General features: G+C 37.8%; 6 protein-coding genes. All 6 read left to right on the top strand.

All coding sequences use genetic code 11. The annotated features are described in order from the left end of the window. Positions 1-92 precede the first annotated feature (92 nt). The 6 genes from L1I30_RS01045 to L1I30_RS01020 all read left to right on the top strand — a co-directional run bounded on the left by L1I30_RS01045 (position 93) and on the right by L1I30_RS01020 (position 16,136). Entirely contained in the window at positions 93-4,199 is a 4,107-nt protein-coding gene (locus tag L1I30_RS01045; RefSeq protein WP_236132391.1) for a hybrid sensor histidine kinase/response regulator transcription factor, read from the top strand. 297 nt (positions 4,200-4,496) lie between these two features. Further along, complete coding sequence (locus L1I30_RS01040; protein ID WP_236132390.1) at positions 4,497-7,610, top strand: SusC/RagA family TonB-linked outer membrane protein; 3,114 nt, start codon at positions 4,497-4,499, stop codon at positions 7,608-7,610. 10 nt (positions 7,611-7,620) lie between these two features. Beyond that, complete coding sequence (locus L1I30_RS01035; RefSeq protein WP_236132389.1) at positions 7,621-9,204, top strand: RagB/SusD family nutrient uptake outer membrane protein; 1,584 nt, start codon at positions 7,621-7,623, stop codon at positions 9,202-9,204. A gap of 22 nt (positions 9,205-9,226) precedes the next feature. Further along, positions 9,227-11,086: a hypothetical protein gene (locus L1I30_RS01030; RefSeq protein ID WP_236132388.1), complete on the top strand. Its 1,860-nt coding sequence runs from the start codon at positions 9,227-9,229 to the stop codon at positions 11,084-11,086. Between the two features lie 42 nt (positions 11,087-11,128). Beyond that, on the top strand, positions 11,129-13,639 hold the full coding sequence (gene galB / locus L1I30_RS01025) for a beta-galactosidase GalB (protein ID WP_236132387.1): 2,511 nt from the start codon (positions 11,129-11,131) through the stop codon (positions 13,637-13,639). Positions 13,640-13,739: 100 nt separating this feature from the next. Further along, positions 13,740-16,136: a glycoside hydrolase family 31 protein gene (locus tag L1I30_RS01020; RefSeq protein ID WP_236132386.1), complete on the top strand. Its 2,397-nt coding sequence runs from the start codon at positions 13,740-13,742 to the stop codon at positions 16,134-16,136. Positions 16,137-16,150: the final 14 nt, after the last annotated feature.

Here is a 16,150-nt window from a genome sequence, read left to right as displayed (position 1 = left end):
TCCCCTTCAATTTTTCATAGTCATTAAGTCATAGGCTATTAGGATTTTTTTTACCTTATGACAATAATACTAAATTGATTAAAAGATTCTTAATGAGGTTTGTAATTTTATTAATATTCTTATTCTGTCTTAAAACGCATGCCCAAACTCATTTAGATAATTCCCCCATTACTTATCCTTTTGTTCATATTGGAGTCGAAAATGGAATTTCACCAGGATCTGTGAACTGTTTTTTTAAAGAGGATAAAGGCTTTCTATGGATTGGAACCAGTTCAGGTCTTAACCGATATGATGGATATACAGTTACTTCTTTTAACCCTAATCCTTCTAATTCTAACGCAATTCAATCCCGTAATTACAAATCTATTTTTCAAGATCCCTTAGGGAATATATGGGTGGGTACAGTGGCAGGCATAAACATATTTGATCCCATTGGGGAGACTTTTACATCCCATCAGACTTCTATTTTAAAAAAATTAAACCTCCCGAATATTTCTGTAGAAAATATTATCAAAGATAATAGGGGGAATTATTGGTTCTTACATGTAGATTCCAGTATTTCTAAATATGTAGCCGAAAACAAAAAGATAATACGAGCCGATAGTTTGGATGAAAATATCAGAAAAAAAAAGGCGAAAATTTCGGCTGCATTTTCAACTACACAGGGAAATTTCTGGTTAATATATGAAGATGGCTTCATTCAGAAATTAGACGGAAGCAGTTTTAAAATTATTGATGAAATAGATGATCTTAAAAAGAAATTTTCAGGTTCTATTCATGATTTTAGAATAATAGCCGACTGTAAAGGAAATCTTTGGATTCACTTATTTGAGGATTATGGTATTTATTTTTATGATACTCAGAAAAAACAATTAAAAAACTATACCACCAGTACTTCTGAAATTATGTTGAAAAGTAATCTGGTTAGCGACCTGTCTATCAATACGACTGGTGAAATATGGGTGGGCACGGACCATGGCGGGATTACAGTGATAGACCCCAGCAATTTTTCTCAATATTATCTGGAAAGCAATGAAGAAATTCCTAACAGTCTTTCTAACAACAGTATTACTTCAATCTATACGGATAATGAGGGGATTGTGTGGGTAGGAACTTTTAAAAACGGAGTTGATTACTATCACCCGGATATAATAAGGTTTAATCTTCAGCAAAAACTATTATCAGATCCTGAAAGTTTACCGTTTAGTGATGTAAATGTATTTATAGAAGATAAAGAGGGCAATCTTTATATTGGAACCAATGGAGGTGGCCTCATAGTAAGAGATAATAAAACGGGGCGATACAGTCAATATACCCATGATCCTGCAAACCCAAATAGTATTTCCAGTAATATTATCGTGAGCCTTTTATATGATAGTAAGGAGAATTTGTGGATTGGTACTTATCTGGGAGGACTTAATAAAATGACCGAAAATGGTTTCCAAACGTATAGGAATGACCCCAATGATCCTAACAGTATCTTAGAGGATAATATATGGGAATTATATGAAGATTCACGAGGAATTATCTGGCTGGGTACTCTTACCAATGGTCTTGGGGTTATAAGTAATGATAAAAAGTCCTTTTATCAAAAGCCCCTCGGTAGTATTTACTTTCCAAATAATAATAAATATGTCTCCAGTATAACCGAAGATAATAATGGTAATTTGTGGGTAGGCGGTGATAATGGAGTGGATGTATTCCATCCGTTCAGCAAATATGAAGATCATTTTAGTTCTCAACCCGGAGATCCTACTAGTTTAAGTAACAACAATATTCTATCGATTCATAAGGATAGTTATGGCAAGATATGGATAGGCACTCAGGAGGGGCTCGATCTCTACAATCCTATGGAAAATAACTTTTTTCATTATGATGAAACTCATGGACTACCAGGAAATAAAATTATTGGAATTGTAGAAGATGATAAAAGGAATCTATGGCTTACAACTCCTTATGGAATAGTTCAATTTGAAAAAAGTGAGAATGGTAGTATGTCTGGAAAAATACCTGCCAATTTTATCAGTTACAGTAAAATAGATGGGCTGCAGGGAAATTTATTTAACGAAAATTCCATATTTAAGAACTCAAAAGGTGAAATTCTCGTTGGAGGATTACATGGTTATAATATTTTCAATCCTGAAAACTTTGAATATAATAAGACGAAACCTAAAGTGGTATTTACAGGATTCAGGCTATTTAATAAAGAGATCCTGCTTAATGAAAAACGGAAAGGAAGAATATTACTGGAGAAGCCTATTCATAAGACCTCACAAATTACATTACATCATAATGAAAATATTTTTTCTATAGAATTTGCGGCTCTGGATTTTTTTCAACCTTCTAAAAATAAATATAAATATAAACTGGCCGGCTTTGAGGAAAAATGGCAGGAGGTTGGAAGCCAGCAAAGAAGTGTAACCTATACCAATTTAGACCCCGGCGAATATGAGTTTAAGGTTTTAGCCTCTAATAATGATCACGTATGGAGTGAAAATCCTGAGATATTAAAAATTATTATAAAGCCACCGTTTTATAAAACTTCTTATGCTTATGCGCTTTACCTCTTCCTTATAATTGCGCTTCTCTATTTCGCAAGACGAACAATTATTCTTAATCAGCGTAAAAGATTTGTGGTAGAACAGGAAAAAAGAGAATCAGCGCACCTTCATAAAATGGATTTAATGAAGATTCGTTTTTTCTCTAATATAAGTCATGAGTTCAAGCGACCATTATCATTGATACTTTCTCCTGCAGAAAAATTAAAGAAGAAGCATCTTGGGAAAGAGGTAAATGAACAGGTAGATATAATTTTTACGAATGCCCAAAGATTATTAAATCTGATTAACCAGATTCTCGATATGGGGAATATTAAAAATGATAAATTACTTCATTCTTCAAAAGGCAATGTAATACAATTTATTAAAGAAATTGTAGAAGGCTTTAAGAATTATGCTGATAATGAGGATGTGGAACTTATGTTTGAATCTGAAACCCAAAAATTTCTGACTGCTTTTGACAGGGATAAACTGGATAAGATTATCTATAATTTACTATCTAATGCCATAAAATTTACCCCTGCGGGAGGAAGAGTCTTATTTAAAATAACAATAAAACCTCATTCTTCTATAAAAGAAACTTCTAAACTACTTCAAATAGAAGTAAAAGATACCGGAATAGGTATTTCTAAAGATGATCAGGAGCATATATTCGATCGCTTTTTTAAGGTAGACCATCCAGAAAAGAATAATCCCGGAAGTGGAATAGGACTTTATATTGTTCAGGAATATATAAAATTATATGGGGGTGAGATTTCAGTAAAAAGTAATGAGGGAGAAGGAGCCTGTTTCATTCTAAAAATCCCTATGCAAAGGGTAGATGATCTTGAAACTAACATTGTTGAACCTATAGCTAAGACAGATACAGAAAGGCCGAATCTTTTAATTATAGATGATTCTAAAGAATTTTTAAATCTTTTAACCAGGGATTTCAGTCAATATTATAATGTATTTATAGCTTCAGATGGGGAAACCGGTTGGAAAAAAGCTTTATCTGTAAGACCAGACCTTATTATAAGCGGGCAGATGATGCAAGATATGGTGGGTACTGAATTATGTTCTAAAATTAGGAATGATTCCCGTACTAAACATATTCCATTTATACTACTTAGCACCGATGCAGGTGAAAGAGAAATGGAGACCGCTTTCGAGATTGGAGTAAGCGATTATATAAAGAAACCTGCTAATTTTAATACCCTGCATTCCAGGGTGCAAAATTTAATTAATCAGCGAAAATTTTTCCAACAGGTATATAGCAAGAAAATAGAAGTTCCTCAATTTATTTCGAATGTAGAAATTGAAGGAGAAGATGAAAAGCTTATGAAAAAACTTCTTCTTTTAATCAAAGAGAATATCGGCAATTCTAATTTTTCTGTGGAAAGATTATCTTCAGACTTAAGCGTTAGTCGATCTTATTTATATGGAAAGTGTATGTCGCTTTTTGAAAAGTCTCCTCAGGAATTAATAATTGAAAGTCGTTTGGAAAAAGGGATAGAACTACTGCAAAAAAGCCAATTAACCATTTCAGAAATTGCTTTCCAAACGGGTTTTAATAATCCTAAAAACTTTACACGGAATTTTAAGAAGAAATATCGACAATTGCCATCTACTTACAGGCAGGAATTTACTTCAGTCTCCTGAAAAAATTCAGATGCACTCAAAAATTAACAGCTCATCACTATCAAAATACTCCTCAAACAACTGTTAATTAAATATTAATAAATCAACACCTACTGTTAATGCTTGGTATGCGAGCTTGTGAACATAAGGTTCCCTATTAAAGCGATTTTGTCCCTTCTTCATTTTAACGATTTGATACATTAGCAAGGCTTACTATAACGTTTGAGATGCGAAATCAATAAATTAAAGGAACATTTCTTTTAATTGTTCATATTTCAACTTAGAAATTTGTCAAATTATCACTAAAGTTAACATTGTATGATTAGCACTACTTCAAAAAAATCGAGTCGAAAAACTTCTTTTCTGTTTTCTATTTTATTTCTATTTACCTTGTTGAACGTGTTTGCTCAGAATCAGGTAAGGGGAACCGTTACTTCTCAGGAGGATAACTTACCATTGCCCGGGGTAACCGTCATGGTCCAAGGAACTACTAATGGAGCAGTTACCGATTTTGACGGGAATTATGAAATTTCAGTGTCTAAAGATGCCATTCTGGTTTTTAGTTTTATGGGATTTGAAACCAAAACAATTTCTCTTAATGGACAAACTCAATTAAACGTAAGTCTTGCAACCTCTGCTTCTGCACTCGATGAAGTTATCGTGGTTGGGTATGGGACTCAGAGAAAAGCGCTGGTTACCGGGGCAAATATTCAGATTGATGGGCAAGCTCTTCAAAACCAAAGTACGACCAATGCGTTACAGGCGTTACAAGGACAAACTGCCGGGGTTCAAATCACATCAAACTCAGGGCAGCCGGGTACAGGTTTAGATGTAGTAATTAGGGGATTAGGATCAACCGGCAATAATTCTCCTTTGTATGTAGTGGATGGAGTTCTTACCGGTGATATTTCTTATCTTAATAATTCCGATATTGAATCTATCTCTATTTTAAAAGATGCCGCCTCTGCTGCAATATATGGCTCCCAGGCTTCCAATGGTGTTGTTTTAGTGACAACCAAGGGCGGGAGGAAGAATTCTTCACGGCTAAGCTTTGATTCCTATTACGGATTTCAAAATGTAGCAGACCCTATTGATATGCTGAATTCCGAAGAGTATGCAATTATTATGAACGAAGCTGCTCTAAATTCTGGCAGTTCTGTATTTTTCGATGCTGAAGACATTGCTGAAATTGGTACCGGTGAAGATTGGGTTGAAAGAATGTTTGTAGATGACGCCGTTACCCAGAACTATACTCTTGGTTTTGCAGGAGGCGGAGAAACTTCCACCTTTTCTTCTTCGCTTTCTTATACGCAGGAAGAAGGGATTGTTGGAGGAGAAAGTAAATCCAACTATGAGCGTTATAATTTCAGGTTTAATTCTGAACATGAGATGTTTGGTGATCGTCTTACTTTCGGGGAAAACCTGAGTTTTGCCTATACGAAGAATAGTGGAATCGCGGTGGGAAACCAGTACAATAACAGTTTAAGAGGAGCTTTTAATACTCCGCCTTTACTTCCTTTTTACGATGCACAGGGAAATTTCTATGATACCAGTAATGACTCAGCTCCGTGGCTTTCCGGATGGAGCAATCCTTACGCAAGTATGATAATTAATAACCAGAACGAAAATGATTCCCAGAAGTTACTGGGAAATGTCTATGCTGAACTTAAGATTCTTGATAATCTGAAATTCCGAACCAGTCTTGGACTGGACTATTATGCCAATGGCGGGCACTCATATGAGCCCATATACAGGCTTTCTATTTATGCTTTCCGAGATCGTGACCGGGTATACCAATCCCAAAGTAAAGGCTATTCCTTGCTCTGGGACAACTTGCTTACTTACAATTTCGATATTGCCGAGGATCACCAATTTGAAGTTATGGCGGGTACTTCCTCCTATAGCTTCCAGGGAACTTATATAAGTGGGAATAATGTAGATCTTATTTTTAATGATCTTGAGCATGCGTGGCTGGACAATGCACTTAATTCAGAAGGTAATCTTATAGGCGCAGAAGGAGGGCCAAATTATGAAAATAAACGGATGTCATATTTTGGCAGGTTGAATTATTCTTATCAGGACAAGTATTTGTTTAATACCACATTCCGGGCAGATGGGTCTTCAAATTTTGCTGAAGGTAATCGTTGGGGATACTTTCCCTCCGTATCTGCTGGTTGGGTGATAACTGAAGAAGATTTTTTAAATGATTCAGAAACCCTTAGCTTTTTAAAACTAAGAGCCAGTTGGGGACAGGTGGGTAACCAGAATGCGGGAGCGTTTCAGTTCCTGGCTCCTGTAACATTTGCCAATACCAACTATATTTTTGGAAATACCGAAGGAGTTTTAACCCCGGGTGCTTACCCAAGCAGGCTGGCAAATCCGGACCTAAAATGGGAAATATCTGAGCAGCTCAATATTGGATTAGATGCCAGATTCTTTGAAAACAGGCTGTCTTTAAATCTTGATCTATACGAAAAGACCAATAAAGACTGGTTAATTAGAGCTCCAATCCTGGCCACAGCCGGAGCAGATGCGCCATTTATTAATGGTGGTGATGTAAAGAATAGAGGGGTAGAATTAGTAGTAGGGTATAATGAAAGCATTGGTGATTTTAACTTCAACATCAGTGTAAATGGAGCTTATAATAAAAATGAAGTAGGTAATATTCCTACTGAAGATGGGATTATTCATGGGGAAACCAACCAGCTTTTTGATAATTCTCCTGAATTTTACCGAGCTGAAACAGGCTATCCCCTGGGCTACTTCTGGGGGTATAAAACGGGAGGAGTATTTCAAAATCAGGAAGAGATTAATAATTACACAGCGAACGGGCAGCGAATACAACCCAATGCCCGCCCGGGAGATGTGATTTTTATAGATCAGAATAGTGATGGGATTATAAATGATCTTGATAAAACTGATATAGGTGATCCCAATCCCGACCTTACTTACGGAATCAACCTCGCTTTCGATTTTAAAGGACTGGATTTTTCTTTACTGGCCAATGGAGTGGCTGGAAATCAATTAGTACAGTCTTACAGAAATCAGTCAAGCCAGTTTGCGAATTATACCACAGCGGTTTTTGAAAGATGGACCGGTCCCGGTTCAACCAATTCTCATCCCAGAGTTACTTTAGATAATAGAAATTACACCAACTTTTCAGATCTATATGTGCAGGATGGTGATTTCTTAAGGTTGAGTAATATAACGCTTGGTTACGATTTTGCTAAACTTTTGAAAAATGTGGAATTTCAGAAGTTCAGACTCTATTTTTCAGGTCAGAATCTATACACTTTTACTGAATACAATGGCATGGACCCAGAAGTGGGTTACGGGATATCAACCGATACTTATTCGTTCTCTTCAGGTGTAGACCTGGGGTACTATCCCAGACCAAGAACATTCCTGGTAGGTTTAAATGTGACATTCTAAAAAATACAATATGAAAAAATTAAATATTTATTTCTTAATAGCTTCAGTTTTATTAACCACGGCCTGTTCTAAAGATTTTTTAGATGCAGAACCGGTAACTGAAGTCACAGATGCAAATTTTTATAATACTCCTGAAGATGCATATTCTGCCCTTGTAGGTTGTTATGATGGAATGCAGGTAGCAACCGGTATATCGGGATTAAGCTATCCTGTGGCAAGTATGATATTATCAGATGATTTTTTTGGAGGAACCGGAAATGCTGATGGATATGGAATTCAGGCTGTGGATGAATTTGATATAAACAGATCGCCTTCAGATCAAAATCTATATGAAAATTTATGGAGTGCATATTATAAAGGCATCTATCGCTGTAATATTCTTATCAATAAAATGGATCAGATCAATTGGGAAGGTAATGAAGAACTTAGATCTACTTACGAATCGGAAGCCAGAACCATACGAGCCTATCTGTATTTCCAAATGGTAAAGCTATGGGGGAATATTCCATTATTAACTGAAGCTTCTACTGAAAATATTCCGCAGGCATCCCCGGAGGAGGTATATAAAGTAATAGCTGAAGATCTAAGCTTTGCAGCAGAGAACTTAGAAAGTGTTGGATACAGCCAGGTAGAGGCGGGTAGAATAACCAAATGGGCGGCAAAATCGCTTCTGGGACGGGTTTATCTTTATTACACTGGGTATTATGGTGCTTCAGATCTTGTGGGAATGGTAGACAAAAGTCAGGCTCTGGCTCATCTTGAAGATGTAATAGCAAATAGCGGTCATGCGTTGGTTCCTGAATTTGCAAATCTATGGCCGGCGGCTTCCATAGATGATTTTGCAGGCGAGAATAACGAGGAGATCGTTTTTTCTGTGAAGTATACTTTTACCAGTGATTATAACGGTAATACCGATGGAAATCATTGGCTGGTTATGCTGGGCATAAGAGAATTTTCTCATTATCCTTATGGAAGTGGCTGGGGGATCACTGTTAATCCTAAAATTTATGATGCTTTTGATGATGGAGATACCCGAAGGGAAGCTTCTATCATAGCCATCGATGAAGAAGAAATTCCTTTTGATAAAATAGAAAATCAAAGAGAGTACACGGGATATTATACTAAAAAATATACTCCAATGATAAATGAAGAAGGTAACAGTTTAGTTACTGAACTGGGAGGAGTTGATTTTCAAATCGGGCAGTTTCAGGATTTTTATGCAATAAGATATTCAGATGTTCTCCTAATGGCTGCTGAACTGGGAAGTCCAAGTGCTCAGACATATTTTGATGAGGTGCGTCAGCGAGCATATGGGGATAGTTACTCACAAAGAACAGTAAATCTGGAAAATATTCAAGAAGAAAGACGTTTGGAGTTTGCCCTGGAGGGGATTCGTTACTGGGATCTTTTAAGAAGAGGGGTGAGTGCAGCAGCTTCCGAAATAGCCACAAGTACTACGTTGCTTAATGGGGGAGTTGAGACTACCAAAACAATTTCAGAGTCTAATATAACTACTACAGGAGGACTTCAACAGATACCTAGTAATCAAATCACATTGTCTAATGGTGTCCTGGTTCAAAATCCGGGTTGGTAGAAAAATTTAAAAGGCATTAGTTATGAAGAATCTAAAAATAATTATTTCGGTGCTAATTCTGGCCATGGTGGCTTTTACTTCGTGCCAGAAGGAAGAATATTCACTTGGCGATAAAATTGATCCATCAGATATTCAATATGAGATAATCCAGGATTATAACCTTGATCCGGGAGGAAATACGGTTATACTCAAATTCAATACAAACAAAGCAACACCTGTTTGGAATTATGGCACCGGGAGATCTACTAAAATGACAGATACAGTACGATATGCTTTTAAAGGAGAGTATAGCATTGGTCTTAGTGTAATTACTCCAGGTGGGGTAGTAAACCTTGAACCAACAATTGTTGAAGTTACAGATGATAATCTTAATTACGTGAACGATCCATTGTGGACAGCCCTTTCCGGTGGAGTGGGTGAATCTAAGACATGGTATCTTGATCTGGACGAAAACGGCGTATCTAAATATTTTGCCGGACCTATGTATTTCTATGGGACTGATAATGGCTGGCTGGAAGGCGGTGATGCCGGGTGTTATGGGGATGACTGTTGGAACTGGAGTCCCGATTGGGCAGGTAATCAATGGATAGCAGCAGTTGGAAATTATGGCTCTATGACCTTTAGCTTGGAAGGCGGACCTTTTGTGACTGCAAACCACTTAATGTTGCCTAACCTTGGAGAACAATCTGGAACTTATTTCCTCGATAAAGATCAACATACTCTAACCTTAAATGATGTGGCACTATTACATCAGGAAAGTAATGATGCCTGTGTATCTAATTGGGGAGATATCAGGGTGTTTTCTTTAACTGAAGATACTATGCAGCTAGGTGTATTGAGAAAAGATGATTGTGACGGTGCAGCCATGCTTGTTTATAATTTTATTTCTAAAGAATATTCCGATAACTGGGTTCCGGATGAAACAGAACCTGAGGTAGATGAAGGTTTTGACCCAAGCTTTGAACCGGGAGAACTACTTCAAATATTAACTGGAGGACCATCTTCTGGCAGAATATGGCAATTGGATGGCTCAGGGAACCCTGTAGACTGGTTAGCTTCAGGAACGGGATGGACAGAAAGTTCAGATAGCTCCCGAGACTGGGGATGGAATGCTGATTGGGATTCGTTAGCTGAAGATTCCTGGATACGGTTTGATCAATGGAATGGAATGACCTACACCAAGTATCAAAATGGGATTGAAACTTCAGGTTCTTTCAGTATCAATGAAGAAACTAATGAAATTATTCTAGATGCAGGCGCTAGCCTGTTAGGAGTAGATGGCCACTGGCTGAGCCCGACGACTAATACTATAAAAGTAGTAAAGGCTTATGATGATTTTGCAACGAGAGGCTTATGGTTGGGAACAAGTTATAATTCTGAAACTGACGAATGGTTGGTATTTCATTATATCCTGGGTAACGCCCCGGGTGGTGGTGGAGACGGCGGAGGAAACTCAGGGCCTGTTTCAGTAGATTTTGATAACTCCAAGCTGGTAACAGGAGATATTGAAGCCAACGGTAACCTGCGATTAGAGTTGTATAATGAATATGGTGCTAGTTTTGGAGATCCCGGTTTAAATACATCTGATATTTCTTTCAGTAATTCAATAGAAGTGACCTTCACCTTAAGCGGTCTAGACCTTAATGCAGGTGCAGCAGGAAACTACGATGCCAAAATATACTTTGCTGATGCTGATTGGGCGCCCAACGGTGATGGTAATACTATAAGCGTAAATGGCAACGGTACTTATACCCTAAGTTATGATGCCCCAAGCGCGGCAGAAGGTACTATTGTGTTTGTCATAGATGTTGTTGGCTTAGCAGCTGATATTACTGATATGACTGCGGTTTCTGCTACTATAGACAGCATCATAATGCAGTAATTTTAAGAACTGAATCATATATTTAATTCTAACAGATGGGAGGTGGTAATTTTCACCACTTCCTGTCTTTTCTATAAAGCCATACTCTCTGTGAAATACTTTACGCTAAATAAAGCCCTGTTATTTTCATTGCTGTTTTCAGTATTCTATTCATGTAATCTAAGCTGGTCACAGTCTGCAGATGATGTTCGTAAAATATCCTTTGATAAGAATTGGCAGTTCTTTTTAGGGGATTCGCTAAGTGCAGTACAGTCTGAGAATTGGCGAATTTTAAACCTGCCCCATGACTGGAGTATTGAAGGAGAGTTCAACAAAGATAATCCAGCGGGTCTTGGAGGAGGATATCTGCCGGGAGGTTTAGGCTGGTATAAGAAAAAGTTTACAGTTGAAGATACTTCAAAAATGACTTTTATACAGTTTGATGGAGTATATATGGATAGTGAAGTATGGGTTAATGGGAATTACCTGGGAAAACGTCCTAACGGATACATTTCTTTCGAATATGATCTCACACCGTATTTGAAGATTGGCCGGGAGAATGAACTTCTGGTAAAGGTAGATAATTCAAAACAGCCTAATTCAAGATGGTATTCGGGTTCCGGGATTTACAGACATGTCTGGCTGAAGAAGCTTGATAAGTTACATGTATCAAATTGGGGAACCTTTATTACTACTCCCAATGTATCTCAGGATTCAGCTGAAGTTGTGATTGAGTTAAGGCTTGAAAATGAATATTCCCGTGCCAGAGATGCAGTAGTAAATACAAGTATTTTACATGAGGGTACTGTAATTCGCTCGAGCACAACTTCAATAGATATCAATAGCAACGAAAAGAAAATACTTACCCAGCAACTAATTATAGAAAACCCGGCGCTTTGGTCTGTGGAGAATCCTAATCTGTACGTTGCTAAAACAGATATTCTTTTAGATGGTGAGATCGTAGATTCATATAGCACCCCTTTTGGTATAAGGACTTTTAAATTCGATCTGGATAAAGGATTTATTCTGAATGAAAAACAGGTGAAAATTAAAGGGGTGTGTCTGCACCATGATTTGGGACCTCTAGGGACTGCTGTAAATACCAGAGCCATTGAACGCCAGTTACAGATCATGAAAGAAATGGGAGTTAACGGGATTAGGACCGCTCATAATCCCCCTGCACCCGAACTTTTAGATTTATGTGACCAGATGGGATTTATAGTAATGGATGAATCCTATGATATGTGGAATAATTCTAAAACCGAATTTGATTATGCCAGTAACTGGAGGAAATGGCATGAAAAGGACCTTAAAGATTTTATCCTTCGTGATCGTAATCATCCCAGTATTTTCATCTGGAGCGTTGGTAATGAAATCCAGGAACAATGGGAAGATGAGGGGGTAAGGACCACCAAAGAACTTAAATCTATTGTGAGCAAGCTGGATACCACAAGACCCGTGACCGTAGCTATGAATCCCCCGGTAAATATGCCAGAAGCTGATATTACCACCCAGTTTGACGCCGCCAAGGTTAATAAAAACCCTATAGCAGCTTCGGGTGAACTGGATATTATTGGTTACAATTATGCGCACCAAACCTATGAATACCATCAAAAGAATTTTCCTAAAACAGCCTTTATTGCTACGGAAACTACTTCAGGATTACAAACTCGGGGTTATTACGAGTTTCCTTCAGATACCTTAAAAATATGGCCGGTGCGGTGGGATATACCTTTTGATGGCGGAAATCCGGATCATACTATTTCAGCTTTCGATCAGGTAAGAGTTCCATGGGGTTCTTTGCATGAAACTAGCTGGAAGATTATAAAGGAAAATGATTTTTTATCTGGAATGTTTATCTGGACAGGATTTGATTATATAGGCGAACCAACACCCTATACCTGGCCATCGCGCAGCTCTTATTTCGGCATAGTGGACCTGGCTGGATTTCCCAAGGATGTCTATTATATGTATCAAAGTGAATGGACCCAAAAAGATGTTCTGCATATTTTACCCCACTGGAACTGGAATCCTGACCAAACTGTAGACGTATGGGCATATTATAATCATGCTGATGAGGTGGAGTTATTTGTAAACGGAAAATCACAGGGAACTCGAAAAAAAGAAGGAGATCAACTTCATGTAATGTGGAGAATTCCTTTCCAGCCAGGAATACTTAAGGCCGTATCCAGAAAGGATGGCGAAGTAGTCTTGGAAAAGCTGATTAAAACAGCCGGTAAACCTTCAACCTTAAAACTAACAGCTGATAGGGAGGTTATAAATGCAGATGGAAAAGATCTTTCTTTTGTTACTGTGGATATAGTAGATGAGAATGGAAATTTTGTGCCAACGGCTAATAATCAACTGGAGTTTTCAGTAGAAGGAGAAGCTAAGATAGTAGGGGTTGCCAGTGGTGATCCAACCAATCACGAGTCATTTAAAGGCAATACTCACAAAGCTTTAAACGGAAAGTGCCTGGTAATATTACAGTCCAACGAAGTTCCAGGAGCGATTTATTTAACCGTTTCCGGGAAAGGATTAGAAAATAAAAATATAAACATAACTAGTAAATAAGAATCAGGGATCACAAGTGCTTGCGAATTAGCCAGAAAGTATAATTATATCGTGCTTAAAATTTTCACTTGTGATTCCAGGTTCAGTAAAAATGATTTAAATGAAGATCAATAAACTAACATTTTCACTCTTTGTAATGTTCTGTATTGGAAGTATCACTGCTTCTCACTCACAAATTCAGAATACGGACGTCTTGAATGAGCCGCCTGATATTAGTAAGGATTTTGAAGACTATCGTAATACTTACTTTCTTGCCGACGAATTAACCAGTTTTAATCCTGAAACGGGCAAGGGCAAGATTAAATATATTCGGCATAATCTTGTTACCAGGCAGGCTTTCAATAATATGTTAAGCAGGTTAGATTCGGTAGGTGCAAATGAGTTCCCTTCTACCGAGTATGCAGCTTCCCCTGAATTGCCATTTTCTATTCAATTTGTTTCGGATAGAACCGTAAGGTTAAAAATGACTTCCGGACCTCAATTCAGAAAAGATGAATCTTCGTTAATGCTGGTAGATGGAAAGGCCCCGATAAATAGAGAAGCCTGGACATATACCAAGATTGATAAAGGCCATAAATATACCAGTGAAAACGGATCTGTAATTATTGAAGAAAAACCCTGGAAAGTATCTTTCTATGATGACGAAGGAAAATTGTTAACCAGTACGTTACATCTAAATGATGTTTCTAATACTTATACTCCCGTTACGCCTTTTTCTTTTGTACGCAGAGCGGAAGATTATTCCAGGAGCATGGATGCTGTTTTAACATTATCACCAGATGAAAAGATCTTTGGTTGTGGTGAATCTTTTACTCAATTCAATAAAAGAGGGCAAAAAGTGATCTTATGGACCGATGATGCAAATGGGGTTCAGAATGAAACTATGTATAAGCCTATTCCGTTTTATATGAGTAGCAGAGGATATGGAGTTTTTATGCACACTTCTACCCCGATTTCTGTTGATTTTGGAAAGTATTTCAATGCTGCGAATTCTATGTATATAGGAGATGATGAGGCAGATCTATTTGTATTCCTGGGAGAGCCAAAAGAAGTACTGGATGAGTATACCAATCTCACCGGAAAGGCCGAAATGCCACCTCTCTGGTCCTTTGGCTTCTGGATGAGCAGGATCACCTATTTTTCTGAAGGGGAAGGAAGAGAAATTGCAAATAATTTAAGAAAACATAAGATCCCCAGTGATGTAATCCATTTTGATACGGGATGGTTTGACGTAGACTGGCGTAACAATTATGAATTTGCCAAGGACAGGTTTGAAGATCCCGTAGATATGATGGCCGATCTTAAAGATGACGGGTTCCAGGTATGCTTATGGCAGTTGCCGTATTTTACTCCGAAAAACACCTTATTTAATGAGATCGTAGAAAATGGATATGCCGTAAAGGATGGAAAAGGCAACATACCTTATGAAGATGCTACCCTGGATTTTTCAAATCCTGAAACAGTAAGCTGGTACCAGAATAAACTAAAAAAACTATTCGACCAGGGGGTTGGTGTTTTTAAGGTAGATTTTGGCGAAGCAGCACCGGCTTCAGGATTATATCATTCCGGCAGAACAGGATTCTATGAGCATAATCTCTACCCTCTAAGATATAATAAGGCCGTTGCAGAAATCACTAAAAAGGAGAAAGGTTATAGTTTGATCTGGGCAAGAAGTACCTGGGCCGGGAGTCAGCGATATCCTTTACATTGGGGAGGAGATGCAGCTACTACCAATACGGCTATGTCGGCTACTTTACGTGGAGGTCTCTCACTGGGTTTAAGCGGATTTAGCTTTTGGAGTCATGATGTAGGTGGGTTTACCACTGCTTCACCAGAAGATGTGTATAGACGCTGGACGCCATTTGGGATGTTAACTTCTCACGTGCGTAGCCATGGTGAGCCTCCAACAGAACCATGGGAATTCAGTAAAGATTTCTTGACCGGTTTCCGTAAGGCAGATAATATGCGTTACCGTTTAATGCCTTATATCTATGCCCAGGCAAAACTATCTTCAGAAAAAGGATTGCCTATGTTAAGAGCCATGTTTGTGGAATATCCTGATGATGCGGGTTCCTGGTTAATTGATGATCAGTATCTTTTTGGATCAGACATGCTTGTAGCTCCTTTATTTGAAGAAGTTACCGGAAGAAATGTGTACTTACCTCCCGGAACCTGGATAGATTACCAAACCAGGAAAGTTTATAAAGGTGGCTGGCATAATATTGAAGCCGGTGAAATTCCAATAATTGTTTTAGTGAAGGACGGTACCATTCTTCCGCATATAAAACTGGCTCAGTCTACTAAATATATGGATTGGAGTAATTTAAATTTAGAGGTGTTTGCTTCTGAAGGTACTAATTCAGCAAAAGGAAATATTTTTCTGCCAGAGAGCGATGCTGTAAAATCAATTAGCGTTACCAGAAAAAACGGAAAATTTGTAATCGATGAAAATCCGTTCGATTCCTCGGTAAAGTTCAGTATTCAAAATTTGAAATAAGTATAAAATTATTA

It is taken from the genome of Gillisia lutea (assembly GCF_021568705.1).
Classification (GTDB): Bacteria; Bacteroidota; Bacteroidia; order Flavobacteriales; family Flavobacteriaceae; genus Gillisia; species Gillisia lutea.
Note: the sequence above shows the minus strand (reverse complement) of the source record. Positions and strands in the feature narration are given on the sequence as shown.

Excerpts from the sequence above, each read along its gene's own strand:
- L1I30_RS01020 (WP_236132386.1), top strand. The coding sequence starts at position 13,740 with ATGAAGATCAATAAACTAACATTTTCACTCTTTGTAATGTTCTGTATT.
- L1I30_RS01030 (WP_236132388.1), top strand. The coding sequence starts at position 9,227 with ATGAAGAATCTAAAAATAATTATTTCGGTGCTAATTCTGGCCATGGTG.
- L1I30_RS01040 (WP_236132390.1), top strand. The coding sequence starts at position 4,497 with ATGATTAGCACTACTTCAAAAAAATCGAGTCGAAAAACTTCTTTTCTG.
- L1I30_RS01045 (WP_236132391.1), top strand. The coding sequence starts at position 93 with ATGAGGTTTGTAATTTTATTAATATTCTTATTCTGTCTTAAAACGCAT.
- L1I30_RS01035 (WP_236132389.1), top strand. The coding sequence starts at position 7,621 with ATGAAAAAATTAAATATTTATTTCTTAATAGCTTCAGTTTTATTAACC.